This window comes from Roseomonas aerilata DSM 19363, assembly GCF_000711725.1.
Taxonomy (GTDB): Bacteria; Pseudomonadota; Alphaproteobacteria; order Acetobacterales; family Acetobacteraceae; genus Roseomonas; species Roseomonas aerilata.
On sequence record NZ_JONP01000007.1, the window covers coordinates 124,805 to 149,696 of the forward strand.

At 72.0% G+C, this 24,892-nt stretch carries 23 protein-coding genes; 7 read left to right on the top strand and 16 right to left on the bottom strand.

The genetic code is table 11. The features are described 5' to 3' along the window. Nucleotides 1-182: 182 nt before the first annotated feature. The 3 genes from BO39_RS10180 (at nt 183) to panC (ending at nt 4,243) form a co-directional block, all read left to right on the top strand. Entirely contained in the window at nt 183-1,157 is a 975-nt protein-coding gene (locus tag BO39_RS10180) for a TAXI family TRAP transporter solute-binding subunit (protein ID WP_043832646.1), read from the top strand. Then, nucleotides 1,127-3,211, top strand: coding sequence for a TRAP transporter permease (locus tag BO39_RS10185; protein WP_245615077.1), 2,085 nt, complete (start codon nt 1,127-1,129; stop codon nt 3,209-3,211). Before BO39_RS10180 ends, BO39_RS10185 begins: the two co-directional genes overlap by 31 nt. Nucleotides 3,212-3,394: 183 nt before the next feature. After that, the gene (panC, locus tag BO39_RS10190; protein ID WP_043832648.1) at nt 3,395-4,243 is read left to right on the top strand and encodes a pantoate--beta-alanine ligase; all 849 of its coding nucleotides are present in this window, start codon (nt 3,395-3,397) and stop codon (nt 4,241-4,243) included. A 61-nt stretch (nt 4,244-4,304) separates the two neighbouring features. Here panC and BO39_RS10195 read toward each other — a convergent pair whose 3' ends face one another. From BO39_RS10195 to BO39_RS10225, 7 genes are all read right to left on the bottom strand, one after another. Next, nucleotides 4,305-4,820 carry a DUF1993 domain-containing protein gene (locus BO39_RS10195; RefSeq protein WP_043832649.1) on the bottom strand — a complete coding sequence of 172 codons (516 nt, stop codon included), beginning with the start codon at nt 4,818-4,820 and terminating at the stop codon, nt 4,305-4,307. 220 nt (nt 4,821-5,040) lie between these two features. After that, nucleotides 5,041-6,033 (bottom strand): Bug family tripartite tricarboxylate transporter substrate binding protein, encoded by a 993-nt coding sequence (locus tag BO39_RS10200; protein ID WP_043832650.1) that lies wholly within the window; start codon nt 6,031-6,033, stop codon nt 5,041-5,043. Beyond that, complete coding sequence (locus BO39_RS10205; protein WP_211257419.1) at nt 6,030-7,709, bottom strand: FAD-dependent monooxygenase; 1,680 nt, start codon at nt 7,707-7,709, stop codon at nt 6,030-6,032. Before BO39_RS10205 ends, BO39_RS10200 begins: the two co-directional genes overlap by 4 nt. Before the next feature lie 106 nt (nt 7,710-7,815). Beyond that, nucleotides 7,816-8,778: a VOC family protein gene (locus BO39_RS10210; RefSeq protein WP_043832652.1), complete on the bottom strand. Its 963-nt coding sequence runs from the start codon at nt 8,776-8,778 to the stop codon at nt 7,816-7,818. Between the two features lie 10 nt (nt 8,779-8,788). Next, complete coding sequence (locus tag BO39_RS10215; protein WP_052401893.1) at nt 8,789-9,820, bottom strand: amidohydrolase family protein; 1,032 nt, start codon at nt 9,818-9,820, stop codon at nt 8,789-8,791. Between the two features lie 19 nt (nt 9,821-9,839). Beyond that, complete coding sequence (locus tag BO39_RS10220; protein ID WP_043832653.1) at nt 9,840-10,838, bottom strand: tripartite tricarboxylate transporter substrate binding protein; 999 nt, start codon at nt 10,836-10,838, stop codon at nt 9,840-9,842. Nucleotides 10,839-10,894: 56 nt separating this feature from the next. Then, nucleotides 10,895-11,779 (bottom strand): fumarylacetoacetate hydrolase family protein, encoded by an 885-nt coding sequence (locus BO39_RS10225; RefSeq protein ID WP_043832655.1) that lies wholly within the window; start codon nt 11,777-11,779, stop codon nt 10,895-10,897. Nucleotides 11,780-11,896: 117 nt separating this feature from the next. On the opposite strand from BO39_RS10225, the gene BO39_RS10230 reads away from it, so the two are divergent. Further along, nucleotides 11,897-12,580, top strand: a complete 684-nt coding sequence (locus tag BO39_RS10230) for a GntR family transcriptional regulator (RefSeq protein WP_043832656.1) — start codon at nt 11,897-11,899, stop codon at nt 12,578-12,580. 232 nt (nt 12,581-12,812) lie between these two features. On the opposite strand, the gene BO39_RS10235 is transcribed toward BO39_RS10230, so the two are convergent. Then, entirely contained in the window at nt 12,813-14,222 is a 1,410-nt protein-coding gene (locus tag BO39_RS10235) for an MFS transporter (RefSeq protein WP_245615079.1), read from the bottom strand. A gap of 159 nt (nt 14,223-14,381) precedes the next feature. Between BO39_RS10235 and hemW the strand changes: the two genes are divergently transcribed. Beyond that, on the top strand, nt 14,382-15,536 hold the full coding sequence (gene hemW / locus BO39_RS10240; protein WP_043832907.1) for a radical SAM family heme chaperone HemW: 1,155 nt from the start codon (nt 14,382-14,384) through the stop codon (nt 15,534-15,536). A 274-nt stretch (nt 15,537-15,810) separates the two neighbouring features. Here the strand turns inward: hemW and BO39_RS10245 are convergent, their stop codons facing one another. Beyond that, nucleotides 15,811-16,050, bottom strand: coding sequence for a hypothetical protein (locus BO39_RS10245; RefSeq protein WP_211257420.1), 240 nt, complete (start codon nt 16,048-16,050; stop codon nt 15,811-15,813). 69 nt (nt 16,051-16,119) lie between these two features. Next, the gene (phbB, locus tag BO39_RS10250; protein WP_043832658.1) at nt 16,120-16,842 is read right to left on the bottom strand and encodes an acetoacetyl-CoA reductase; all 723 of its coding nucleotides are present in this window, start codon (nt 16,840-16,842) and stop codon (nt 16,120-16,122) included. 243 nt (nt 16,843-17,085) lie between these two features. On the opposite strand from phbB, the gene BO39_RS10255 reads away from it, so the two are divergent. Continuing rightward, complete coding sequence (locus BO39_RS10255) at nt 17,086-17,274, top strand: hypothetical protein (protein WP_043832660.1); 189 nt, start codon at nt 17,086-17,088, stop codon at nt 17,272-17,274. Nucleotides 17,275-17,608: 334 nt separating this feature from the next. Here the strand turns inward: BO39_RS10255 and hemA are convergent, their stop codons facing one another. The 3 genes from hemA to BO39_RS10270 all read right to left on the bottom strand — a co-directional run bounded on the left by hemA (nt 17,609) and on the right by BO39_RS10270 (nt 21,544). Next, complete coding sequence (hemA, locus tag BO39_RS10260) at nt 17,609-18,829, bottom strand: 5-aminolevulinate synthase (protein WP_043832662.1); 1,221 nt, start codon at nt 18,827-18,829, stop codon at nt 17,609-17,611. A 168-nt stretch (nt 18,830-18,997) separates the two neighbouring features. Further along, nucleotides 18,998-20,173, bottom strand: a complete 1,176-nt coding sequence (locus BO39_RS10265; protein ID WP_043832664.1) for an acetyl-CoA C-acetyltransferase — start codon at nt 20,171-20,173, stop codon at nt 18,998-19,000. A gap of 108 nt (nt 20,174-20,281) precedes the next feature. Beyond that, complete coding sequence (locus BO39_RS10270) at nt 20,282-21,544, bottom strand: alpha/beta fold hydrolase (RefSeq protein WP_043832667.1); 1,263 nt, start codon at nt 21,542-21,544, stop codon at nt 20,282-20,284. Between the two features lie 650 nt (nt 21,545-22,194). Here BO39_RS10270 and phaR point away from each other — a divergent pair. Beyond that, nucleotides 22,195-22,806 carry a polyhydroxyalkanoate synthesis repressor PhaR gene (gene phaR, locus BO39_RS10275; protein ID WP_052401894.1) on the top strand — a complete coding sequence of 204 codons (612 nt, stop codon included), beginning with the start codon at nt 22,195-22,197 and terminating at the stop codon, nt 22,804-22,806. 274 nt (nt 22,807-23,080) lie between these two features. Here phaR and BO39_RS34940 read toward each other — a convergent pair whose 3' ends face one another. From BO39_RS34940 to argH, 3 genes are read right to left on the bottom strand one after another with little or no spacing between them, the layout of a single operon-like run. Further along, nucleotides 23,081-23,212 (bottom strand): hypothetical protein, encoded by a 132-nt coding sequence (locus tag BO39_RS34940; protein ID WP_281175536.1) that lies wholly within the window; start codon nt 23,210-23,212, stop codon nt 23,081-23,083. A 27-nt stretch (nt 23,213-23,239) separates the two neighbouring features. Beyond that, the gene (locus BO39_RS32530; RefSeq protein ID WP_043832668.1) at nt 23,240-23,473 is read right to left on the bottom strand and encodes a hypothetical protein; all 234 of its coding nucleotides are present in this window, start codon (nt 23,471-23,473) and stop codon (nt 23,240-23,242) included. Further along, the gene (argH, locus tag BO39_RS10285; protein WP_052401895.1) at nt 23,470-24,888 is read right to left on the bottom strand and encodes an argininosuccinate lyase; all 1,419 of its coding nucleotides are present in this window, start codon (nt 24,886-24,888) and stop codon (nt 23,470-23,472) included. Before argH ends, BO39_RS32530 begins: the two co-directional genes overlap by 4 nt. Nucleotides 24,889-24,892 lie beyond the last annotated feature (4 nt).

A 24,892-nucleotide genomic window follows, 5' to 3' on the forward strand; every position in this document is an offset into this window, starting at 1 on the left:
GCGGCGGCGATAGGGGATGCCTTGCCGGTGGCCTTTATGAGGGGTGGGCATGGGGAGGCGGGCCCCTGGGGAGGAGGAATCGCCCTCGCTGCCGCGAGCCGTGGTGGGGCGGTCGGGCCTTTCGCCCGCCTGAAGCCGCGGTCTATGCTTTGCCCAGAGAGAAACGATCCAGGAGAATGGCGATGGGAAACATCCCGCGTCGGGGCTTGTTCGCGGCGGGCATGGTGCTGGCGGCGCCGCGTCTGGCGGTTGCGCAGGCGGGCCAGCAGCTGGCAATCGCCACGGGCACCACGGGGGGCGTCTACTACCCGCTGGGTGGCGCGCTCGCGAACCTCATCTCCCGCCAGATGCCAGGCATGTCCGCCACGGTGGAGGTGACGGGCGGGTCCGTCGGCAACCTGCAGCTCCTCGGCGCAAACCGGGTGGGGCTGATCTTCACGCAGGTGGACGCCGCGGTGGACGCGATCCGCGGGAATGACCGCTTCCGCGGGCGGCCGGTGCCGGCGCGGGCGATCGCGGTGATCTACACCAACCGCATGCAGGCGGTGACGGTGGCGAGCACCGGCATCAAGTCGATCCCCGACATGAAGGGCAAGCGCGTCTCGACGGGCGCGCCGGGCTCGGCGACCGAGGTGATGGCGCTGCGGCTGATCGAGGCGGCGGGGCTCGACCCCGCGAAGGACTTCCGCGCGCGCGAGCGGCTCTCGCCGGCGGAATCGACGAATGCCGTAAAGGACGGGAAGCTCGACGCCTACTTCTTCGTGTCCGGCATTCCGACGAGCGCGATCACCGATCTCGGCGCGAGCCCGGGCGTGCAGATCCAGATGATCGACCACGACAACTACACCGCGAAGATCGTCGAGAAGTACGGGCCGGTCTATTTCAACGAGGTGATCCCCGCGAACACCTATCCGGGGCAGACGACCGATAACAAGCAAATGTCGGTGGCCAATGTGCTGGCGGTGCGCGAGGACATGCCGGCCGATATGGTGACGAGCCTGCTGAAGCTGACCTGGGAAGGGCGCGAGGACCTGGCGCGCACCCATGCGGAGGCGCGTAACTTCAAGCTGGAAGGACAGAAGACGGCGGCGGCGGGCATCCCGTGGCACCCGGCGGCGGAAGCCTATTGGCGCTCGGTCGGCGCGACGCTCGCCTGATGCGCCGCGAGGAGGTGGCGGTACCCTCCGACGGGCCGGCAGGGGCGGCACCGGGGCTTGGCGCCGGGCTGCCCTTCGAGGTGGCGCCGGGATCGCTGGATGCCGCCACGACCGCCCGCGTCGAGGCGCTGATCGAGGAGGAGGAGGGCGCGCAGCACCGCTTCCGCGGCGTGCTCGCCTGGATCGGCACGGCGATGGCGCTGGCGATGAGCCTGTTCCATCTCTGGGCCGCCTGGGACATCGTGCCGACGACCACGCTGCGCTTCGTGCATGTGGGCTTCGCGCTGGCGATCGGCTTCTTCCTGTTCCCGGTCTCGAAGCGCTTCCGGCACCGCTTCATGATCTGGGACGCGGCGCTGATCGCGGCCTCGCTCTACGTCATCTGGTATCTCGTCACGGGCGGGGACGACCTGCAGGACCGGGTGATCTTCCCGGAGCCGATGGACCTCGTCGTCGGCTGGCTGCTGGTTGGCCTCGTGCTGGAGGTGACGCGGCGCACGACGGGGCCGGTGATGCCCGTCGTCGCGATCGCCTTCATGGCCTATGCCTTCTTCGGCAACCACCTGCCCGCGCCCTGGACGCATCGGGGTTATGACTCCGAGCGGCTGATCCCGCATCTGGCGGTGGGGCTCGATGGGATCTTCGGCACGGCCGTGGATGTCTCGGCGACGCTGATCATCCTTTTCACCATCTACGGCGCCATTCTTCAGTTGAGCGGCGCGGGAAAGTTCTTCGTGGACTTCTCCTTCTCCGTCATGGGCGGGAAGGCGAGTTCGGCGGGGCGGACGGTGGTGCTGTCCTCCTTCCTGCTTGGCGGGCCCTCGGGATCGGGCGTGGCGACCACCGTGACGCTCGGCACCGTGGCGTGGCCGATGATGAAGAAGGTGGGATACCGGGCGGCGGACGCGGGCGGGCTGCTGGCGGCCGGCGGGCTTGGCGCCATCATCTCGCCGCCCGTGCTGGGGGCGGCGGCCTTCCTCATCTCCGAGTACCTCAAGATCGGCTATCTCGACGTGCTGCGCATGGCGGTGGTGCCGACCTGCCTCTACTACGCCTCGCTGCTCTTCATGGTGGAGCTGGACCAGCGGCGGCTGGGGGCGGCAGGCAAGGCGGTGGAGGTGCCCGCCGCCACGCCGGCCTGGGCGCTGGTGAAGAAGTACGGGTTCCACTTCTCCTCCCTCATCGCGATCATCGTCTTCATGGTGCTGGGCTACAGCTCCACGCTTGCGGTGCTCTACGCGATGGTCGTGGCCGTGGTGCTCTCCTTCCTGCGGCGCGACACGGCGCTGGTGCCGAAGAAGCTGATCGAGGCGCTGGCGATCGGCGCGGTGCAGTCCGTCGGCATCGCGGCCACCTGCGCCTGCGCGGGCATCATCGTCGGCGTGATCACGCTGACGGGGCTGGGCCTCAAGTTCTCGGACATCGCAATCCAGGCGGCGAACGGGTCGATCCTCGGCACGGCGCTGTTCACGGCGCTGATCGTCTGGATCATCGGCCTCGCGGTGCCGGTGACGGCGAGCTACATCATCTGCGCCGTCGTCGCGGCGCCCGCGCTGATGAAGCTCGGCGTGCCCGACTACGCCGCGCACATGTTCGTCTTCTATTACGCGGTGCTGAGCGAGGTTTCTCCGCCGACCGCGCTCTCGCCCTTCGCCGCCGCCGCGATCACGGGAGCGGGGCCCTATTCGACGACGCTGCAGGCGTGGAAGTACACGCTGCCCGCCTTCGTGCTGCCGTTCGTGTTCGTGACGGACCCGGAGGGCGTGGGGCTGCTGCTGTCGCTGACGCCGAGCATGACTTGGCTGGACGTGGCGTGGCAGGTCCTGCTCGCGACCCTTGGCCTCGCGGCGCTGGCGGCGGCTTGCCAGGGCTTCTTCCTGCGGGCGCTGAACCCGCTGGAGCGGGCGGGCTTCACGCTGGCGGGGCTGCTGCTGGTCTTCCCCGCGCTGCTGGAAGGGCTGGCGCCCTGGCTGCCGGCGCCGCACTGGATCGGCATGGCGCTAGCGGCGGGGCTGCTGGTGCTGCAGGGATGGGGGCGGCGGGCCCTGTCGTGAGCGCGTCGGGCGCGCTCCGCCGGGCCGGGCTGGCCAGGGCGGGCGCGTCCGCCGGCACCGGGCGCCGCTTCCGCCGCCTTGCCCGGGACCCGGCCTCCGCTGCGTATCGCCCTCCGAAGCGGCGTCTTGTCTTTCGCCGCCATCTCGGCAATGCCGACGCCCCGATGGCCGAGGGGCAGGAAGATGAAGGTCGTCCGCGATCTGGCGGAGTTGCAGGGGATACGGACGCTTCGGCGCGCGTCAGGGCGGCGCCTCGGCTTCGTTCCCACCATGGGGGCGCTGCATCGCGGTCACCTGGAACTGGTGGCGGAGGCGCGCCGGCGGACGGACGAGGTGGCCGTCTCGATCTTCGTCAACCCGCTGCAGTTCGGCCCCGGCGAGGATCTGTCGCGCTACCCTCGCGACGAGGCCGGTGACCTCGCGAAGCTGCGCGGCGCGGGATGCGACCTTGTCTGGATGCCGCCGGTCGAGGCCATGTACCCGCCGGGCGCCGCGACGGTGATCGAGGTGGCCGGGCCCGCCGAGGGCTTCGAGGGCGCGGCGCGGCCCGGGCACTTCCGTGGCGTGGCGACCGTCTGCACGAAGCTTTTCCAGCAGACCGGCGCCGATGTGGCGGTGTTCGGGGAGAAGGACTGGCAGCAGCTTCAGGTCGTCCGCCGTGTGGTGGCGGACCTGGACATGGCCGTGGAGATCGTCGGCCATCCGACCGTGCGGGAGGCGGACGGGCTCGCCTGCTCCTCGCGCAATGTCCGGCTCTCGCCGGCGGAACGCGCCCTCGCGCCGCAGCTCGCGCAGGAGATGCGGGCGGCTGTCGAGCGCATGGCGGGTGGCGCGGCGCCCGGACCGGTTCTCGCGGCGGCCGGGGCACGGCTCGGCGCGGCCGGCTTCGCGCCCGAGTACATGGTGCTGGTGGAGCCGGAGACGCTGCGGCCCTGGCCGGTGGGCAGGGCCGGGGAGGCGAGGCTGCTTGCCGTCGCCCGGCTGGGGGACGTGCGCCTGCTCGACAACATGGCGGTCCGTTTGCCGGGCTGAGCGCCCGGCCTTGTGCATTGTCCCCCGCCCGCCGGGTGGTGCGGCGTGCCGGGGGTTTGCTCTATCGGCCCGCGGCGCCGAGGAAGTCGCCCTTGCCGATCCCCACGCCCTTGTGGCGCAGGATGTCGTAGGCGGTCGTGACGTGGAAGAAGAAGTTCGGCAGCGCGAAGCCGAGCACGTAGTCCGTGCCGCTGGCGAAGCGCCGCGCGTTGCTGCCGGAGCCGAGCACGATCTCGCGCCCCTCGGCGCCCTCGAACTGGGTGGCGGTGACGCTATCCAGGAAGTCGGTTGTCTTGCGGATGCGCAGCTGGAGTTCGTCGAAGGTGGTCTCCTCGTCGGGGAAGGCCGGCGGCGAGATGCCGGTGAGCCGGGCGGCCGTGAGCTTGGAGGTGTCGCTGGCCCGCTGCACCTGGCCGGCCAGCGTCAGCATGTCCGGCGCCAGCCGGGCCGCGACGAGGAGGGAGGGATCCTCGCCCGTGCTCCGTGCATGCGCTTCGCCCTTCGCGAGCAGGGCCGACAGCACATCCAGATGGTAGCGGAAGACGGGGACGGAGATCCCGTAAAGGGAGAGGGACATGGAGGGCCTTGTCTCTGCGGGGCGACGCGCGCCGGGTTCGGAAGTGTCAAACGGCCCCAAGCGCGAGCGCAATGCCCTGCTCCTCCGCCAAGCGGCTGCCGGCCACGATCATCGCCGCGGGCAGCGACGGAACGTTGGGAAAGCCGCGACAGCCCGACAGCGATCGAAGGCCCTGCCTCGGCTGTTTGGAGCGGGTGGCGCCCTCCCCGGGGAGCCAGCCCTAATCGACGGAGACACCGACTTCCTTGATCAGGCCGCGGTAGAGCTGGCGTTCCCCCGCGAGGAAGCGCGCGAAGTCGGCGGGCGGGCTGGCGACGACCTCGGCGCCGAAGTCGCGCAGCAGGCGTTGGCGGATGTCGGGGATTTCCAGCACGGCGCGCAGGTCGCCGGCGATGCGGTTCACCGTCTCCGCCGGCATGGCCTTCGGGCCGACCATGCCGAACCAGCCCATGGAGGAGAAACCGGGCACGGTTTCGGCGGCGGTCGGGATGTCTTCCAGCATGGGGAAGCGGTTGGGGGAGGTGACGCAGAGGGCCTTGAGGGCGCCGGCGCGCACCTGGGGCGTGATGACGGGGGTGCCGTCGATCACGAGGTCCACGCGGCCCATGATGGTGTCCTGCAGCGCGCCGGCGGTGGTGGAGTAGGGGACGTTGCCCATCTCCATGCCGAGCGCGGTCTTCAGCATCTCGATGCAGAAGCGGGGCAGGTTGGCAGGGCTGCTGGTGGCGAAGGTCATGCGGCCGCCGCGTTCCTTCGCGAGGGCGCGGAGCTCGGTGAGGTTGCTCGCGGGCAGGTCGGGGCGCGCGGCGAGGAGGAAGGGCGTGTTCATCAGCATCGAGACCGGCGCGAAGTCGCGGTCCGTGTTGAAGGGCACGTCGCGCATCAACCCCTCGTTCAGGACGAGGATGGAGGCCTGGGCGAGGAGGAGGGTGTTCCCGTCGGGCTCGGCGCGGGCGACGGTCTGGGCGGCGATGTTGCCGTTGGCGGCGGGCCGGTTCTCCACCACCACGGATTGCCGCCAGCGGACCGAGAGGGCCTCGCCCATCAGCCGGGCCGCGACGTCGGGGGCGCCGCCCGGCGGGGAGCCGACGACGAGGCGGATGGGGCGCGAGGCGAAGCCACCCCCGCCCTGGCCTTGAGCCCTGGCGATGCCCGGCAGGGCGAGGGCGGCGCTGCCCACGAGGAGGCTGCGGCGGTTCAGGCGGGGGCTCATGTGCGTTCCTCCAGGAATTCGTTGGCGCGGCTTTCTTGGACGCCCGTTTCTTGAATATTGGTCGCGAGGCCGCAGACGGTGCGGAGGAGGGCCTCCGGATCCGGGATGCGGCTGCCGCGCCAGGCGACGTACTGGTCGGGTCGGACGAGGGCGAGCGGGGCTTCGTAGAGAGCGGGCAGGCGCGCATCGCCGGGCGAGGCGACCGTCAGCGGGATGCCGAGGCGGGTGGCGGCGCGCCGCAGCGGATCGGCCGCGGCTTCGGCGGCGGGGTCGGTGACGAGGAGGGTGAAGCCGGGGCCGAACAGGTCGTAGAGGGAGCGGCCGTCGGCGAGCCAGAGATGCGGGGCGAGGCAGCCGGGGTGGGCGCTGGGCAGGTAGTCGCTCACCTGCGCCGCCGGCGGCGCGCTGCCGTCCGGCACGACCACGGGGGAGCCGGAGTAGTGGCTGCCGAGGACGACGCCGAGGGTGCGGAACTCGCGCGGCTTGTGCTCGAGGATGAGGGCCGCGGCTTCCGCGCGGGCCTCGGTGCCGCGCGCGCCCTCCTCCTCCAGCCCGTCACGCAGCAGGTCGGGCGCGAGAACGGCGTAGTTCGCGACGGCCTCCTCGATGACGCGGGCGTGGACGGGGCGGCGCTCGGCCTCGTAGCTGTCGAGCAGCGCCTCGCCGCCCCAGCCGCGGAGGCGCGCCGCGATCTTCCAGCCGAGGTCCACGCCGTCGGCGATGCCGAGATTCATGCCGTAGCCGCCGAAGGGCGGGTGCAGGTGGCAGGCGTCGCCCGCGAGGAAGACGCGGCCCGCGCGGTAGCGGTCGGCGAGCAGGCTGTGCGCGGCCCAGGTGTCGATCGTCAGGATCTCGGGCGAGACGTCGCGGCCGAAGGCGGCGGCCATCAGCGCCTGGAGTTCCGGCTCCGTCGGGGCGGGCGCGTCCTTCGGGATGGGAAAGCCGAAATACCAGGTGTCGCCCGTGTCCATCGGGCCGGCGATGGCGGCGCTCTCGGGGTTCACCAGCCAGTACATGATGGAGCGGCCCTCGGCGAAGACCTCGCGGAGGGCGGGCGCACGGATGACGAGGTTGATGTTCTGCGCGAAGGCGTGGCTGCCCTGCATGCGGATGCCGAGCGCGCCGCGCACGGTGCTGCGCGAGCCGTCGGCGCCGACGGCGTAGTCGGCGTGCACGCGCAGGCGCTCGCCGGTCTCGGTATCCGCGAGCTCGGCGGTGACGCCTTCTGTGGATTGGTCGAGGGATTCGAGCACGAGGCCGAAGCGCAGGGTGACGTCCGGCAGGGTTGCCGCGTGGTCCCGCAGCACCCCCTCCACCGTGTATTGCGGGATCCACTGCGCGTGCTCGGAGTAGAGGTCGTTCGCGCCGGGCGCGCCGTAGAAGGCGTTGCGGATCGTCGTGATCTCGCGGCCGAAGAGGCGCGTCTTGAAGATGATGTCGGTGGGGTAGTCGGGCGGCAGGGGGGAGGCGGCGCGAATGCGGCCGGCGAGGCCCCATCGGCGCATGTGCTCCATGGAACGCACGTTCGTCGTCTTGGCGCGCGGCTGCCGGGCGTGGCGCAGGTTGCGCTCGACGAGCAGCGTGCGGATGCCGCGCGTGCCGAGTTCCGTTGCCAGGGCGAGGCCGACGGGGCCGCCGCCGATCACCAGGACCTCGGTGCGGAGTGTTCTCTCCATCTCGGGCATCCCTGTTCTCCCCTTTGCTTTCTTGGTCACTCGCGCAGTGTGCTCGGACGGGCATGCCGCACCGCGCGCGTGAGGGACGCGCGGCGCGGCGCCGGGGTCACGGCGTGTCGGCCTCGTAGTTGTGCACGAAGTCCGGCGGGGGCGTCGGGCCCCACAGATAGAAGCCGTCCTCCGGCGGGTGGTCGCGGCCCTCCCAGTCCATGCTGCCGGGCACGAAGTCCATGTCGGCCGAGTACTCGCAGTAGCTGCCCCAGGGATCGCGCACGTAGTGGAAGTAGTTCGAGCCAAGCACGTGCCGCCCGAAGCCCCAGCCGCGGTCGTAGCCGCGGTCCGCCATGGCCATGGCGCCGAGGCCGATGTCGTTCAGCGTCGGCACGTCCCAGCTGAGGTGGTGCAGGCCGGGCGCGTTGGACTTGGCGAAGGCCATGACGTGGTGGTCGCTGCCGTGGATGGCGTGCATGAAGGCGACGATCCCCGCCGAGCTGTCCGACAGGCGCAGGCCGAGGATGCGGTTGTACCAGGCGACGGCCGCGTTCACGTCGGGGGTGAAGTGCAGGATGTGGCTCAGCCGGCGCGGCACGGCGCGATTGGCGTTGCGGCGATAGGGCGCGTTGCGGGTGGCGGTCTCGGTGACGGGGAGGACCATCGAGGTTTTCTCGTCCGGCTGCGTCTTCACGCCGACGCGGATCTCGATGAGCGTGCCGTCCAGGTCGCGGAACCAGAGGCCGTTGCTGTCGAAGCCCGGCGGCGGGTCGAGCAGGCGGATGGCGTTGGCCTCGAGGTGCTTGCGGAAGCGGGGCAGATCCTCCTCCCAGCAGTGGAAGGAGTGGTGGTGCACGGCCTTGCGCGCGCCCTCCACCACGCGGCCCCAGCGGTAGCCGTCCTCGGCGGTGTGGAGGGAGAGCTGGTTGCCCTCGGGCCGGACGTCGAGGCCGAAGGCGTCGTAGAAGTCCTGCGCGCGCTCGACCGCCGGCACGGTGAGCACGAACTCGCCCACCGAGTGGATGCCGAGCGCGCCGTCGCGGCGCGTGGCCGGGATGTAGCCGCCCTGTGCGGTCATGCTGCTCTCCTCAGGCGCCGCTCATGCGGCTGCCGCTTTGCTGTGGTTGTGCCGCGGGGGTCAGCCGCAGCAGGCGCTCGGCATTGCCCCGCATGACCGCCTCCTTGCGCGCGTCGTCGAGGCCGAGCGAGGCGATCGCCGCCAGCGTCTCCGCGATCGGGCCGAAGGGCGCGTCGGTGGAGAAGACGAGGTGCTCGTGGCCGAAGAAGGCGAGGGAGGCGGGCAGTCCCGTGCCGGAGCCGAACATGGCGGTGTCGGCGTAGAAGTCGCGGAAGTAGTCGAGATGGGGTCGCCTGAGGGCGGGGAGGATGCCCGAGAGGTCCTCGTCGGTGGTGCGGCTGCCGAGCACGGCCATGCCGGGGCCGACGCGGCCGTCGAAGGTCGGGATCATGCCGCCGCCGTGATGGGTGATGATCTTGAGGGCGGGGTGGCGGTCGAAGAGGCCCGACAGGACGAGGCGGGCCATGGCGACCGAGGTCTCGTAGGGCCAGCCGAAGCACCACCACATCTCGAAGCGCGACTTCGGCTCGCTCGCGTAGTCCGCCATGTCGGCGGTGCGGGCGGGGTGGAGCCAGATCGGCAGGTCGTGCCCGGCCATGGCGGCGAAGAGCGGCTGGTACTCGGGCAGGTCCAGCGGCTTGCCCGCGACGTTGGTGAAGATCTGCACGCCGCGGGCGCCGAGGGTGGTGATGGCGCGGTCCGCCTCGCGCAGCGCGTCCTCGGGGTCGAGGAGGGAGAGGGTGGCGACGAAGGCGGGGAAGCGCTCGGGGTGGCGGGCGCAGAGCTCGGCCATGGCGTCGTTGGCGATGCGCGCGAGGTCGGCGGCCTGGGGTGCCGAGACGATATCCTCGAGCGGCGGGTTGGGCAGCGAGATCACCTGGCTGTAGCCGGGCACCTCGTCCATGGCGCGGAAGCGGGCGTCGAGGTCGTGCAGCGCGCGCACGCCCTGCAGCCGGGCCGTGATGTTGCCGAGCTTGGGCGAGACCTTCCCCAACGCCTCCGAGAAGGCACGCGGCAGGATGTGCGTGTAGATGTCGATCATGCCGGTCGCTCCGCGGTTCTCATTCGGGCACGATCCCCGCGGTGCGGACGACCTCGGCCCAGCGGGCCGTGTCGGCAACGACGAGGGCGCGCAGGCGGTCCGGCGCGCCGCCGACCGGGGTGATGCCCTGGCCGGAGAGGGCGGCGGCGACCTCCGGCGAGGCGAGGACCTCGTTCGCCGCGGCGTTCAGCCGCGCGACGGTCTCGGGCGGCGTGCCGGCGGGGGCGAAGAGGCCGTACCAGCCGCTCATGTCAGTGGCCGGAAGGCCCAGCTCGGCGAGGGTGGGCACCTCGGGGAAGGTGGGCAGGCGCGTGGGGCTGGCGACGGCGACGAGGCGCACGCCGTTCTCCCCCGCGAGGCCCTGCGCGGCGCCGGCGGAGACGAACATCGCGGCCACGCGCCCGGCAAGCAGGTCCGTCACGGCGCCGGCGAGGTTGCGGTAGGGCACGTGCGCCAGCTCGATCCCCGCCTGCTGGCGGAACAGCTCCATCGCCAGGTGATGCGGCGTGCCGATGCCGGGGGAGCCGTAATCGAGGCCACCGGGGCTGGCCTTTGCCCGCGCCACGAGGTCCCCGGCGGTGCGGCCGACGGAGGCGTGGACGAGGAGGCCGAAGCCGGCCGTCGCCAGCTCCACCACAGGGGCGAAGCTGGTGACGGGGTCGTAGGGCAGGCTGCGGAAGAGGCCCGCGTTCATCGCCAGGGTGTTCGTCTGCACGAGGAGCGTCGTGCCGTCGGGCGCGGCGCGGGCGACGGCGGCCGTGCCGATGTTGCCGCTGGCGCCCGTGCGGTTGTCCACGACATGCGGCTGGCCGGTGCGGCGGGCGAGGCCATCGGCGATGAGGCGGGCCACGATATCGGGCGGGCTGCCGGCGCTGTAGGGGACGATGACCGTCACCGGGCGTGACGCGACGCCCTGGGCGAGGGCGGGCGCGGGGAGCGCGGCGCCGCCCAGCGCGACGCCCATGACGGTGCCGAGCGCGGCGCGGAGCGCGGTGCGGCGCGGTAGCCCTTGCGGCATGAACCCCTCCTCCCTTTCCGGCCGCCCCTTGCCGGGGCGTGCCGGGTTGCCGGCGCTCAGGCGGCGGCGCGCTGGCCCACCGCGGCCTCGTCCTTGATGGGGTTGCTCAGGATGCCCAGGCCCTCGACCTCGACCTCGCAGACATCGCCCGGCTTCATCCAGAGCGGCGGCTTGCGGGCGAGGCCGACGCCGGCCGGGGTGCCCGTGACGATGATGTCGCCAGCCGAGAGGGTGAAGGCCTCGCTCAGCGTCGAGATCAGCGTTGCCACGTCGAAGATGAGGCTGTCGGTGGAGGCGCTCTGCACGACCTGGCCGTTCAGCCGCGTCTCGATGCGAAGGCCGCGGGCGCCGGGCGGCACCTCGTCGGCGGTGACGAGGGTGGGGCCGAAGGCGCCGGTGCTGTCGAAGTTCTTGCCGACCGTCCACTGCGGCGCCTTCAGCTGGAAGTCGCGCACCGAGGCGTCGTTGAAGACGGAGTAGCCGATGACGTGGTCGAGCGCCGCGTCCTTGGCGATGTGGCGGCCGCCGCGGCCGATGACGGCGACGAACTCGCCCTCGAAGTCGAGTTGCTCAGAGACGACGGGGCGCAGGATGGGCGCGCCGTGGCCGATGAGGCTGGAGGTGAAGCGGGCGAAGATCGTGGGGTAGCTCGGCACCGCGAATCCGCTCTCGGCCGAGTGGTCGGCGTAGTTGAGGCCGACGCAGATGATCTTACCGGGGTTGGTCAGCGGCGGCAGCAGTTCCACGCTCTCGAGGCTGACGGCAGGGGCAGAGAGGAGGGCCTGGCCGGCGGCCTTCAGGGCTTCCGGGCCGGCCGCGACGAGGCTGTCGAGCGTGCCGGGAAAGTTCGCGTCGGTGGCCAGGAGCCCGTGGAAGCCGCCCCCGGGCGCTGCGGCGGCGAGGCCCGTGCTGTCGCCCCTGCGGAACGTCGCGAAACGCATCCTCATTTCCTCCTCTTGTCGTTGCCGGACGATGGCACCGGACGAATGGATCTTGCAAGAGAAAATAGATTATCTTCGTGAGGATGAATTTATGCTACGCCGAGGCTGGAGGTGCCGATGCCGCGCGACACACCGGGCCTGAGCCTGACCCAATCCGTCTACGAGCAGCTGCGGGCGGACCTCCTGGCCTGCCGGCTCTGGCCGGGCGACCGGCTGAAGATCAGCGATCTCTGCCAGTCCATGGGCGTGAATCTCGGCGCGGTGCGGGAGGCGCTGTCCCGCCTCTCCTCCGAGGGGCTGGTGGTGGCCGAGCCGCAGCGGGGCTTCCGGGTGGCGCCGATCTCGGCCACCGAGCTGCGCGACCTGACGGAGGTGCGGATCGACGTAGAGGCGCGCTGCCTGCGCCGCTCGATCGAGGTGGCGGACGTGAGATGGGAAACGGCGATCGTGGCCGCGCATCATGGCCTGACCCGCCTGCCCGAACGCGACCCCGACGACCCCTCCCGCGCGAACGACGCCTGGTCGGCCCAGCACGCGGCCTTCCACCGGGCACTGGTGGCGGGCTGCGGCAGCCCCTGGCTGCTGCGGCTGCGCGACAGCCTTTACGACCAGAGCGAACGCTACCGTCGCCTCTCGGTGCCGCTGGGACGGACCGAGCGCGACGTGGGACGCGAACACCGGGAGATCATGGAGGCGGCCGTTTCCCGCCAAGCCGATCGCGCCTGCGCCCTGCTGGCGGAACACTTCCGGGCGACGACCCTCATCCTGCTGGAAGTGGATGCGCTGGGGGAGGACGCGTGAGGGGCTGGTGCGGATGACTCCGGGGGAGAGAAGGAATTCTCTCCCCCGGACCCCCACTCATCTTTTTCTACCTGCTTGGGCTGGTTTTGCGGCCGGTGCGCCTCGGGTCTACGACCCGAGGCGACGGCACGCGCAGGAAGGTTCCGCGACAGCCCGATGGGGGTCCAGGAGCCTCAGGCTCCTGGCGGGTGAGGTCCGGAGAGGGCGGAGCCCTCTCTGGGGGCCGCCAGCTCTAACCCCGAGCCCGAAGACGCAGCAGGCTGACGGCCGCCCCGAGGATGGCCAGCCCGCAGCCGATGGCCAGCGCCGTCTTCGGCCCCCCGATGGGCATGCCGGGCATCCAGCCGAGGACGAGGCCGACCATGGCCGCGCCCGAGGTCTGGCCGACGAGGCGCGCGGTGGCGAGCATGCCGCTGGCCCCGCCCGCGCGTTCCGGCGGGGCGGCGCCGACGAGGGTTCGGTTGTTGGGCGTCTGGAACAGGCCGAAGCCGAAGCCGCAGAGGGCCATGCGCCAGATGATGTCGGCGGGGTGGGGGGCGTCGGGCAGCACGGCCATGGCGCCGAGGCCGCCCGAGAGCATGGCGAGGCCGATTCCGCCGAGGAGGCCGGCGGGCACGCGCTCCATCAGGCGGCTGGAGAAGGGGGCGGCGATGGCGGTGGAGATGAACCAGGGCGTGGTGAGCAGGCCCGCGAGGAAGACGCTGAAGCCGAAACCCGTTTGCAGCAGGAAGGGCAGGGAGGCGAAGGCGAGCATCTGCGCCATGAAGGAGAGGAGGGAGGTGCCGATCGAGAGCGAGAAGATCGGGATGCGCAGGAGGTCGAGCGGCAGGAGGGGGCGCGGGTTCCCGCTCTGGCGGCGGACGAGCCAGGCGCCGGCGAGGAGGCCCACCGCGACCTGCGGCAGGGCGGACCAGGCGGAGCCGCCATGGGCGAGGGCGTCCAGGCCGAGGATGAGAAGGCCGAAGGTGGTGGCGGAGAGAACGGCCGAGAGGGCGTCGAAGCGGTGCTTGCCGCGCGGGCTCTCGGGCAGGGAGCGCCAGGCGATGGCGAGGGTGAGCAGGCCGAAGGGAAGGTTGATCGCGAAGATCCAGGGCCAGGTGGCGACGCTGAGGATGAGGCCCGCCGCGGTGGGCCCGGCCGCGGCCGCGGTGGAGACGACCATCGCGTTGAAGCCGAGGCCGCGGCCGAGCAGCGCGCGGGGCTGGATGAAGCGGACGAGGGCGGAGTTGACGCTCATCAGCCCCGCCGCGCCGAAGCCCTGGATGGCGCGGGAGGCGACGAGCGCCTCGAAGCTGCCGGAGAGGGCGCAGGCGAGGGAGGCGATGGTGAAGACGACGAGGCCACTGAGATAGATGCGGCGGTAGCCCACGATTTCGCCGAGCGCCGCGAGGGGCAGAAGGGAGATGGTGACGGCGAGCTGGTAGGCGTTGGTGGCCCAGATCGCGTCGGCGGCCGAGACGCCGAAGCTGCGGGCGATGGTGGGCAGGGCGGCGCTGGCGATGGTGCCGTCGATGACCGACAGGGTGATGGCCATGGCAACCGCGGTGGAGGCGGCGCGGCGGCGGGCCGGGGGCAGGCCGTCGGGGATGTCCCCGTTCGGGAGATCCTGCTTCCGGGAGGCGGGGAGGGGCTGGTCCGGCACGTTCCCCTCTCTGCGCCCAGCGGTGGGGCTTGGCTACTCCCATCCTGGCGGGCGGGGCGGCCCTGCAGGCAGCGCATCTTTCCCCGGGCGGGCCTGCGTGACCATATCCGGGGCGTGCAGGACGCTTCCCTTATCGCCTCGGCCCCGCCGGTTCATCCGGTGGAGGAGCCGCTCGCGCTCTACATCCACTGGCCCTTCTGCGCGGCCAAGTGCCCCTATTGCGACTTCAACTCCCATGTGCGGCCCGCGGTGGACGCGGCGCGGCACGGGCGGGCGCTGCTGGCGGAGCTGGAGCACGAGGCAGAGCGGGCGGGGCGGAGGCGGCTGGGGTCGATCTTCTTCGGGGGCGGCACGCCCTCCCTCATGCCGCCCGAGGCCGTCTCGGCGCTGATCGGGCGGGCGCGGGCGCTGTTCGAGGCCGAGCCGGACCTCGAGGTGACGCTGGAGGCGAACCCGACGAGCGTGGAGGCCGGGCGGCTGCGGGAATTCCGCGCGGCGGGGGTGAACCGGCTCTCGCTGGGCGTGCAGGCGCTGGACGCGGCCTCGCTCGGCTTCCTCGGGCGCAACCACTCGGCGGGGGAGGCGGTGGCGGCGCTGGAGCACGCGCGGGCGACCTTCCCGCGGCTCTCCTTCGATCTCATCTACGCGCGCCCGGGGCAGGGGGAGGCCGCGTGGCGGGCGGAGCTGTGCCGGGCGCTGGCCCTGGCCGCGGACCACCTCTCGCTCTACCAGCTAACGGTGGAGCCGGGGACGCGCTTCGCAACGGAGCACGCGCGCGGGGCCTTCCACCTTCCGGAGGGCGACGAGGCCGCCGCCCTCTATGCCGCGACGGCGGAGGAGGCGGGGCGCTTCGGGCTCATGCCCTACGAGGTCAGCAACTACGCGAAGCGGGGGGCGGAGAGCCGGCACAACCTCGCCTACTGGCGCTACGGCGACTATCTCGGCATCGGCGCGGGCGCGCACCAGCGGCTCTCGCGCGGGGGCGAGATCCTGGCCGCTCGCCGGCACCGGGGCCCGGAGGCCTGGCTGGAGCGCGTGGAGCGCGACGGGCACGGGCGCGTGGAGGAGGAGGCACTCTCGGCCGTCGATCGAGGCCGGGAGGCGATGCTGATGGGTCTGCGCCTTTCGGAGGGCGTGGATCCCGCTCGGATCGCGGCGCGGAGCGGGCTGCCCTTCGAAAGGGTGGTGGATCCGTCGATGCTCGAGGCGCTGCGGGAGGAAGGGTACCTCGCCTGGCTGCCGGACGGGCGGCTGGCCGCGACGATGGAGGGGCGGCTGAGGCTGGACGCGCTGCTGCCGGTGCTGCTGCGGTAGAGGCGTCGCTGGTGGCCCCCCGGGGAGAGGGAGAAGGAATTCTCCCTCTCCCCGGACCCCTCACCCTCATCTTTGTTTTCAAGGCTTTGCGGAAGGTGGACTCGATAGCACGCCGCGGGTCGTGGGCCCGCGGCGAGGCGCTGGCCTGTCCGTACTCTGAGAGGCGCTTTTTGCCGCGTCACGGCGGCTGCCAGGCCATCCGAAAGCCTTGAAGAAAAAGATGAGTGGGGGTCTGGGGGAGAGAATTCATTCTCTCCCCCGGCGTCACCCGCGCCTACTTGTTCGTGCGGCCCCGGTTATCCGGGTCCACCCCGCCTTCCGGCGTGGTGTCGTTGGCGATGTCGCCCTCGTCGGTGTTGTCGGCCTGGAGGACCGCCGGGTCGGTGCCGCGGCCGAAGGTGCCCTTGGAGGAGCCGATGCCCGGGTTCCGCTCGTCGTCCGAAGGCGGGCGGGGGATGCCGTCGCCCAGCCCTTCCTCGTTCGGGCCGCCATGGGGGTGCTTCGATGACGTCATGCGTGCCTCCGTTCCTTTGGTTGGAACGGAGGTAACGGATGGCGGGTCACCGGGCTTCCCCGCGGCGGCTCAGTACATGTGCTGGCCGCCGTTGATCGAGAGGGTGGAGCCGGTGATGAAGTCGGCGTCGTCGGCCGTGAGGAAGGCGACGCCGCGGGCAATGTCGTCGGCCGTGCCGAGGCGGCCGCGGGGGATGCGGGCGATGATCTTCTCGAGCACGTCGGCCGGCACGGCGCGGACCATCTCGGTGTCCACATAGCCGGGGGCGACGGCGTTCACCGTGATGCCGACGCGCGCGCCTTCCTGGGCGAGGGCCTTGGTGAAGCCGTGGATGCCCGACTTGGCGGCGGCGTAGTTCACCTGGCCGTACTGGCCGGCCTGGCCGTTGATCGAGCCGATGTTGACGATGCGGCCGAACTTGCGCGCCGTCATGCCGTCCCAGACGAGCTTGCAGAGGTTGAAGCAGGAGCCGAGATTCGTGTCGATCACGTCGTCCCACATCTTGCGGTCCATGCGCTTCATCGTGTTGTCGCGCGTGATGCCGGCGTTGTTCACGAGCACCTCGACCGGGCCGACCTCCGACTCGATGCGCTTGAGGGCGTCGGCGCACTGGTCCCAGTCGGAGACGTCGAACTTGTAGGTCGGGATGCCCGTGCGCTCGGTGAAGGCACGGGCGGCCTCCTCGTTGCCGGCATAGGACGCGACGACCTTGCGGCCGACCTTCTGCAGATGCTCGCTGATCGCGGCGCCAATGCCGCGCTGTCCCCCGGTGACGAGTGCGATTCGTGCCATGTATGGACCTTTCTGGACGTGTGGCTCCCACCTCCAAGGCTGGGGCCTGGGACCGGGGGGGTTCAAGGGCAGGGCCGGAAAGATCGCACTGCACAAACCCGATTTCTTCCGCCGCGGCCCGATTGGGTGCCCCACGCGTGATGACGCTGGCGTTGCAACCCCGGGACAGTGTAGGACGCCGGCCGTTCGTGCGATGGCGCCGCAGCCTCCGCCGCGCCGCAGGCTCTCAAGGACCGCTCCTCCATGGATACCCCGATCGCCGCCGTGCTCTGGCCGGAAGAGGCTGGCCGCGACATGGCCGCGCTGACCCGTTTGATGCAGCACCTCGAGCGGTGCTGCCTTGAACTGGGCGCCGAAGAGGCGGCCGGACACCTGGCGGAAGCGGCCGCCTGCCTCGCCCAGGACCGCGCCCAGCGCCGCATGGCGGCCTGAGGGCGCGTTCCAGACCAACCGCGAATCGAAAGAGCCGGGGAAGGTGTTCCCCGGCCCTTTTGCCTTCCTGGAAAGGGCTCTGCCCTCTCGAGACATCCGAGGCAGTGCCTCGGATCCGCCAAGGGCCTGAGGCCCCTGGACCCCCATCTGGCTTCCGCGGATGCAGTGATTGGGGGCGGTTCTTTTTCGGTGCCCTTCCTGGGCGTGCAGTCGCCTCGGGTCCAAGACCCGAGGCGCACCGGCCGGAAGGCATTTCACACAGATAGAAAAAGATGAGTGGGGGTCCGGGGGAGAGAATTCTTTCTCTCCCCTGGAGTCACCAGAGCCGGCCGTATCAGGCCGCCAGCTTGCGCCGCGCGAGTCCGAGGCGGTCCCAGACCGCAACCAGGGCCCCCGCGAGGTGGGCGATGGCGGCGTCGTCGTGCAGCGGCGTCGGGGTGATGCGCAGGCGCTCGGTGCCGCGGGGCACGGTGGGGTGGTTGATAGGTTGGATATAGATCCCGTGCTCGGCCAGCAGCATGTCGCTGGCGGCGCGGCAGAGGGCGGCGTCGCCGACCATGACGGGCACGATGTGGCTCGGGTTCTCCATCACCGGCAGGCCCCGGGCGAGGAGGGCGGTGCGGGTGGCGCGGGCGCGTTCCTGGTGGGCCGCGCGCTCGGTGTCGGAGGCGCGGAGGTGGCGGACGCTGGCCAGCGCGCCGGCCGCGATGGCGGGGGCGAGGGTGGTGGAGAAGATGAAGCCCGGCGCGAAGGAACGGATGGCGTCCACCAGCGTCGCGCTGCCGGCGATGTAGCCGCCGCCGACGCCGTAGGCCTTGCCGAGGGTGCCCTCGACCACGTCGATCTCGACGCCGTCCCGTGCCGCGACGCCGGCGCCGCCCGGGCCATAAAGGCCGACAGCGTGGACCTCGTCGATGTAGGTGAGCGCGTTGTGGGCGCGGGCGAGCTCGGCGATGGCGCGGATGGGCGCGATGTCGCCATCCATGGAGTAGACGGATTCGAAGGCGACGATCTTGGGCGCCTCGGGCGGCAGCTCGGCCAGAAGCTCGGCCAGGTGGGCGAGGTCGTTGTGGCGGAAGATGCGCTTGGGTCCGCCGCCGTGGCGGATGCCCGCGATCATCGAGGCGTGGTTGTCGGCGTCCGACAGGATGGTGCAGCCCGGCAGCAGGCGGGCGAGGGTGGAGAGCGCGGCCTCGTTCGCGGCGTAGCCGGAGGTGAAGACGAGGGCGGCTTCCTTGCCGTGCAGGGCCGCGAGCTCCGCCTCCAGCGCCACGTGGTGGCGGCCGGTGCCGGAGATGTTGCGGGTGCCGCCGGCGCCGGCGCCGTCCTCGCGGATGGCGGCGATCATCGCCTCGCGCACGGCGGGGTGCTGGCCCATGCCGAGATAGTCGTTGCTGCACCAGACGGTGACCTGGCTGCCATCCGCGCGGAGGGCGGCGGGGAAGGCGCCGGGCTGGCGGTGCAGCGTCAGGAAGTGGCGGTAACGGCCCTCGGCGCGGAGAGCGTCGAGATGGGCGCCGAGGAGAGCGTCATAGTTCGGCATGGTGGCGGGCATATGGGGGTGTGGCCGTGCCTGATCAGGGTGTTGGACGGGATCACGGGAACGTATCCACCCCTCCCGCCCCCGATTTCCAGCGGTTTTTCCGCCTTTCACGCGGAACGCGCGCCAGGGGCGCGAAAAGCGGGGTCCTGGGGGAGGGCGCGCCTCCCCCAGGGGGCTCCGTCAGGCCGCCTCGACGCACATGGCGACACCCATGCCGCCGCCGATGCAGAGGGTGGCGAGGCCCTTCTTGGCGCCCTGCCGCCCCATCTGGAACAGCAGGGTGGTGAGCACACGCGCGCCCGAGGCGCCGATGGGGTGGCCGAGTGCGATAGCGCCGCCATTGACGTTCACCTTGGCCGGATCCCAGCCGAGGTCCTTGTTCACCGCGCAGGCCTGGGCGGCGAAGGCCTCGTTCGCCTCGATGAGGTCGAGGTCGGCGATCGACCAGCCGGCCTTCTCGAGGGCGCGGCGCGACGCCGGGATGGGGCCGGTGCCCATGATGGAGGGATCGACGCCCGCGGTGGCCCAGGAGACGATGCGGGCCATCGGCGTCACGCCCCGGCGGGAGGCCTCGGCGCCGCTCATGACGAGGATGGCGGCCGCGCCGTCGTTGATGCCGCTCGCGTTGCCGGCGGTGACGGAGCCCTCCTTCGAGAAGGCGGGGCGGAGCTTCTGGAGAACCTCCAGCGTCGTCTCGGGCTTCGGGTACTCGTCGTTCTCGTAGACAGTGTCGCCCTTGCGGCCCTTCACGGTGACGGGCGCGATCTCGTCGCGGAAGCGGCCGGCCTTCATCGCCTCGCCGGCCTTGCGCTGGGAGGCGGCGGCGAACTCGTCCTGCTGCTCGCGCGTGATCTGGAACTTCTGGGCGACGTTCTCGGCGGTGTTGCCCATGTGGTAGCCGTGGAAGGCGTCCCAGAGGCCGTCCTTGATCATGGTGTCGACCATGGCGAGGTCGCCCATCTTCTGCCCGGCGCGGAGCTGGGCGGCGTGCGGCGCCTGGGTCATGCTCTCCATCCCGCCGGCCATGACGACCTTGGCGTCGCCGGTCGCGATCTGCTGGGCGGCGAGCGCGACCGTGCGCAGGCCCGAGCCGCAGAGCTGGTTGATGCCGAAGGCGGTGCGCTCGACCGGGATGCCCGCGAGGATCGCGGCCTGGCGGGCCGGGTTCTGGCCGGCGGCGGCGCCGAGGACCTGGCCGAGGATCACCTCGTCCACCTCCTCGGCGGAGACCTTCGCGCGCTCCATCGCGGCCTTGATGGCGATGGCGCCGAGCTGGTGGGCGGGCAGGCTGGCGAAGGCGCCGTTGAAGCTGCCCACGGGCGTGCGGGCGGCGGAGGCGATGACGATGTCGTCCATGTGGCGGTCCTCTTCGGTCCCTGGCGGGTGTTCTGGTTGGCCGCGATGCTGCGCGCGGTCGGGCGGGGGCGCAATCCCGGGGCGGTCCGGCGCCGGCCCGGCGGGCTTTCAGGTGGGGCGCGGAAGGGCCGTGATCCAGTCGCGCAGCGGGCGCCAGAGGGCGGTTTCGGCGCGCAGGCCCGCGGCCATGCCGATATGGCCGGCGGGAATGTCGAGCACGGTGGGATCGGGCAGGCGGGCGGCGAGGGCGCGCGCGCTCTCCGGGGGCACGATGCGGTCGCCGCGGGGGATGGCGAGAAAGGCGGGCCCGGCCCAGGCCGCGGGGTCCACGGGGCGGCCCGCCACGTGCCAGGCGCCGGCCATGGGGGTGTTCTGGCCGTACCAGCCGGCCAGGCACTCGCGGGCGACGGGGGCGGGAAGGGGCACGCCGTCGTTCAGCCAGTCCTCCAGCGCGACGAAATGCGCGGCGCGGGGTGAGGCGGGGTCGAGCCGGCCGAAGGCGCGGAACTTCCGGGCGATGGCGAAGGGATCGAGCCCGGCGAAAAGGAGTTGCAGGGCGTCCACCGGCAGGCCGCCGGTCGCAGCCATCGCCGGCTCCAGGAGCGGCAGGAGGTTGGCCGTGGCGCGGGCGCGGTCGGCCGCGCCGCCCGCATGGAAGTCCCACGGGGTGGCGAGGAGGACGAGGGCGCGGACGAGCTCGGGGCGGCGGAGGGCCGCGGCGAGGGTCAGCAGCCCGCCCATGCAGTAGCCCGCGAGGACGACCGGGCCGCCCGCGGCGCGCGCGGCGGCGAGGGCGCGTTCCAGCCGGCCGGCGATCCAGTCCGTCAGGGTGAAGCCGTGCTCGGCCGGGCCGGGCTCGCCCCAGTCCAGCAGGAGGGGGCGCAGGCCCGCCGCCGCCAGCCAGCGGAGCATGGAGTGGCCGGGCATGAGGTCGAGCACGGCCGCGCGGTTGACGAGGGAGGGGACGAAGAGGGTCACCGGTCCCTCCCCGCCGTAATCGAGCAGGCGGGCGGGGCCTTCGGACCAGAAGGTCGGCGGCGCGGGCAGGTCGCGGCGCCAGGGGTGGTCGCGATAGGCGAGGATGCCGCGGAGCAGGGCGGCGTCCTCCGCCTGAAGGTGCCGGAGGACGGCGGCGCGGAAGCCCTCCGCCTCAGCGGCGCCGAGAGCGGAGAGGATCCGGCGGTGCTCCGCCTGCCCCTCCGGCGAGCGCGGCGCGAAGCCCGGCCAGCTCGCGTTCCAGGGCCTCGATCCGGGACTCGATGGCGGGGGCGCCGGGAAGGGCTGCGGGATCGAGGCCGTGGCCAGCCAGGCCCGGGCCAGGGCCAGCGTCAGGTGGGCCGGCAGGGGGCGCGGTCCGCGGCGTGGCGTCATGCGACGGCTCCGGCGGGGAGGGTGGGGATGGCGGCCAGGGCCAGGCAGGGGTCGGCGGCCGGGCCTCGGCCGGCCAGGGCGCCGGGGGCCATGTGGGCGGGGGGCCCGCAGGGGGCCAGGACGGGACGGGCCAGGACGGGATGGGCCAGGATGGGGCCGGCCACGAAGGGGTAGGCCAGGCCGCTCCCCAGGGACTCGGCGGGAAGGGCGGGGCGGCGAGGGCGCGCGCCCAGGCCGCCGCCGCGGACACGCAGGCCGCGAGGAGGGCCGGATCGGTGGCCATGGCCGCCATCTCGCCCTGCCAGAGGCCCACCCAATCCGCGGCGAGGCGCGCGAGGTCCGGTGCGCCGGCCGCCTCCGCGCCCTGCGCTTCCGGACCGTGCCGGGCCCGCTCTTCCGATCCTTCCATCACTCCCCCGCTCGGCCATTCCCCAACCTGCATCCCACGGCCGGCATCCTGCCCCTCCCGGTGCGGCCCTTGGCCTTTTCATCAGCGCGCCGCGATGCCCTGGGCGCGATCCGGGAAAGGCGGCTTTTGCAATGCGGCGTGGCCGGTCTAGCATCGCGATTCCCGGCCCGGGGGCAAGGCGGCACGCCGAGCCCGAGCGCAGGAGCGACCCGGCGCCACCCGGGTGAGGAAGACCGGACCCATGGCCCAGCCCGCCGCTCCGCAGGATGCGGCATCCGAGACGCCGCCGCGCCCGCCCGTGGTGGTGAAGAAATACGCCAACCGGCGCCTCTACAACACCGAGACCTCCTCCTACGTCACGCTGGAGGACCTCGCGGGGATGGTGCGGCAGAAGCGGGACTTCACGGTGAGTGACGCGAAGACGGGGGAGGACATCACCCGCTCCGTCCTCACGCAGATCATCGTGGAGGAGGAGAGCAAGGGGCAAAACCTGCTGCCGATCCCCTTCCTGCGCCAGCTCATCGGCCTCTACGGCGACAGCCTGCAATCGGTCGTGCCGCGCTACCTCGAGGCGACTATGGGCACCTTCGCGCGCCAGCAGGAAGGCATGCGCCGGGCCGCGCAGGACGCCGTGGGCTCCGCCATGGGCGGGTTCAATGCCTTCTCCCCCTTCGAGGAGATGGGAAAGCAGAACCTGGCGATGCTGGAGCGCGCGATGAGCCTCTTCACGCCCTTCCCGCGGGCCAATGGCACCACCGGCCCGGCCCAGCCGGGGGACGAGGTGCAGGCGCTGCGCGAGGAAGTGGCGCGGCTGCGGCAGGAACTGGCAGCGCTCAAGGGTGGCGGGGACTGATCGCTCCCGTGGCTGCTGGAGAGGGCTCCGCCCTCTCCAGACCTCGCCCGCTAAGGGCCTGAGGCCCTTGGATCCCCGTCTGGCTGTCGCGGATGCGGTGATCGGCGGCCGGCTCTGTTTCCTGACGCCCTTCCTGTCCGTGCAGTCGCCTCGGGGCCACGACCCGAGGCGCACCGTCCGCAGAAATTCTTCGAACCGTTAGAAAAAGGTGATGGTGAGGAGTCTGGGGAGAGGGAGAATTCTTTCTTCCTCTCCCCAGCGGCCGCGAGCGCCGTCAGCGGCGGTAGAGCACCAACCCGAGAATGAAGGCTGAGGAGGCCGCGCCCGCGGTGCGGCCTGCGCCGGTCGTGTCCCCCGAGGCCGCGAGGACGAAGGTGGCGACGACGCCGAGGGCGCCCGCGGCCATCAGGACAATGCCGAGGGAGTGCACGGGCTAGCGCGTGAGCCCCGGCCGCTCCAGCGGCAGCTCGCCGGTGCTGGCGGGCGCGCTGGCGGGCGGGGCCTCGGGGGCCACCGCGCGGGCGGGTGGGATGTAGGGGTAGGCACGGGGGTAGATGATCTCGCTCTGCGGCCCCTTGGCGCGCACGGGGCCGACGCGGCCGCAGGCGGGCAGGGCGAGGAGGGTCGCGAGGGCGACCAGGGCGCGGGCCGCGATCGTGGCGGTCATGCGAGGCGCTCCAGCCATTCCTTCGCCATGGCCGCCACGTTGCCCGGCGCCGTGCCGCCATGGGAGGTGCGGGAGCGGACGGAGGCCGCGACGGAGAGGACGCCGAAGACGCCCTCCATGATGCGGGGCTCGACGGCCTGCATCTCGGTGATGGTGAGGCCGGCGAGGTCCACGCCCATGCTCTCGGCCTTGGCGACGAGGCGGCCGGTGACGTGGTGGGCGTCGCGGAAGGGCAGCTTCAGCTCGCGCACCAGCCAGTCCGCGAGGTCGGTGGCGGTGGAGAAGCCGGCGCCGGCGGCATCGTGCAGGCGGCCGACGACGGGCTGCATGTCGCGCACCATGCCGGCGGTGGCGGCCAGCGCGAGGGCAAGGTTCTCGGCGGCGTCGAAGATGCCCTCCTTGTCCTCCTGCATGTCCTTTCCGTAGGTCAGGGGCAGGCCCTTCATGACCGTCAGCAGGCCGATCAGGGCGCCGTTGATGCGGCCGGGCTTGGCGCGGACGAGCTCGGCGGCGTCCGGGTTGCGCTTCTGCGGCATGATGGAGGAGCCGGTGGTGAAGGCATCGCTCAGCTTGACGAAGTTGAAGTAGGGGTTGGTCCAGATGACCACCTCCTCCGCGAAGCGGGAGAGGTGGGTCGCACAGATGGCGGCGGCCGCCAGGAACTCGAGGGCGAAGTCGCGGGAGGCGACGGAGTCCAGGCTGTTGCGGGTGGGGCGGTCGAAGCCCAGCGCCTGCGCCGTCATGTGGCGGTCGATCGGGAAGCCGGTGCCGCAGAGGGCGGCGGCGCCGAGCGGGCTCTCGTTCAGGCGGGCGCGGCAATCGGCCAGGCGGCCGCGGTCGCGGGAGAGCATTTCCACATAGGCGAGCAGGTGGTGGCCGAAGGTGGTGGGCTGGGCGGGCTGGAGATGGGTGAAGCCGGGCATCACCGTGCCCGCGTGCTCGGCGGCGCGCTCGGCGAGCGCCCGCATCACGTCGGCGATCTGGGCGTCGAGGCCGTCGATGGCGTCGCGGGTCCAGAGGCGGACGTCGAGCGCCACCTGGTCGTTGCGGGAACGCGCGGTGTGCAGCCGCTTGCCGGCCTCGCCGATGCGCTCGGTCAGCCGGGCCTCGATGTTCATGTGGATGTCCTCCAGCGCCTCGCTGAAGGGGAAGCTGCCCGCCTCGATCTCGGTGCCGATGGCGGCGAGGCCGTCGCGGATCGCGGCCTCGTCCTCGGCGGAGATAATGCCCACATGCGCGAGCATGGCGGCGTGGGCGAGGCTTCCGCGGATGTCCTGGCGCCACATCTTGCGGTCGAAGCCGATGGAGGCGTTGATCGCCTGCATGATGGCCGAAGGGCCGGCGGCGTAGCGGCCACCCCAGGCGGCGTTGGCGGTGTTCGGGTTGTGATCGGGCTGGGCGCGGTCGTCGGGCACGGGT

Bases quoted from the DNA above. Each gene is read 5' to 3' on its own strand.
- BO39_RS10180 (WP_043832646.1), top strand. From the start codon at position 183: ATGGGAAACATCCCGCGTCGGGGCTTGTTCGCGGCGGGCATGGTGCTG.
- panC (WP_043832648.1), top strand. From the start codon at position 3,395: ATGAAGGTCGTCCGCGATCTGGCGGAGTTGCAGGGGATACGGACGCTT.
- BO39_RS10195 (WP_043832649.1), bottom strand. From the start codon at position 4,820: ATGTCCCTCTCCCTTTACGGGATCTCCGTCCCCGTCTTCCGCTACCAT.
- BO39_RS10200 (WP_043832650.1), bottom strand. From the start codon at position 6,033: ATGAGCCCCCGCCTGAACCGCCGCAGCCTCCTCGTGGGCAGCGCCGCC.
- BO39_RS10205 (WP_211257419.1), bottom strand. From the start codon at position 7,709: ATGGAGAGAACACTCCGCACCGAGGTCCTGGTGATCGGCGGCGGCCCC.
- BO39_RS10210 (WP_043832652.1), bottom strand. From the start codon at position 8,778: ATGACCGCACAGGGCGGCTACATCCCGGCCACGCGCCGCGACGGCGCG.
- BO39_RS10215 (WP_052401893.1), bottom strand. From the start codon at position 9,820: ATGATCGACATCTACACGCACATCCTGCCGCGTGCCTTCTCGGAGGCG.
- BO39_RS10220 (WP_043832653.1), bottom strand. From the start codon at position 10,838: ATGCCGCAAGGGCTACCGCGCCGCACCGCGCTCCGCGCCGCGCTCGGC.
- BO39_RS10225 (WP_043832655.1), bottom strand. From the start codon at position 11,779: ATGCGTTTCGCGACGTTCCGCAGGGGCGACAGCACGGGCCTCGCCGCC.
- BO39_RS10230 (WP_043832656.1), top strand. From the start codon at position 11,897: ATGCCGCGCGACACACCGGGCCTGAGCCTGACCCAATCCGTCTACGAG.
- BO39_RS10245 (WP_211257420.1), bottom strand. From the start codon at position 16,050: ATGACGTCATCGAAGCACCCCCATGGCGGCCCGAACGAGGAAGGGCTG.
- phbB (WP_043832658.1), bottom strand. From the start codon at position 16,842: ATGGCACGAATCGCACTCGTCACCGGGGGACAGCGCGGCATTGGCGCC.
- BO39_RS10255 (WP_043832660.1), top strand. From the start codon at position 17,086: ATGGATACCCCGATCGCCGCCGTGCTCTGGCCGGAAGAGGCTGGCCGC.
- hemA (WP_043832662.1), bottom strand. From the start codon at position 18,829: ATGCCCGCCACCATGCCGAACTATGACGCTCTCCTCGGCGCCCATCTC.
- BO39_RS10265 (WP_043832664.1), bottom strand. From the start codon at position 20,173: ATGGACGACATCGTCATCGCCTCCGCCGCCCGCACGCCCGTGGGCAGC.
- BO39_RS10270 (WP_043832667.1), bottom strand. From the start codon at position 21,544: ATGACGCCACGCCGCGGACCGCGCCCCCTGCCGGCCCACCTGACGCTG.
- phaR (WP_052401894.1), top strand. From the start codon at position 22,195: ATGGCCCAGCCCGCCGCTCCGCAGGATGCGGCATCCGAGACGCCGCCG.
- BO39_RS34940 (WP_281175536.1), bottom strand. From the start codon at position 23,212: ATGGCCGCGGGCGCCCTCGGCGTCGTCGCCACCTTCGTCCTCGCGGCC.
- BO39_RS32530 (WP_043832668.1), bottom strand. From the start codon at position 23,473: ATGACCGCCACGATCGCGGCCCGCGCCCTGGTCGCCCTCGCGACCCTC.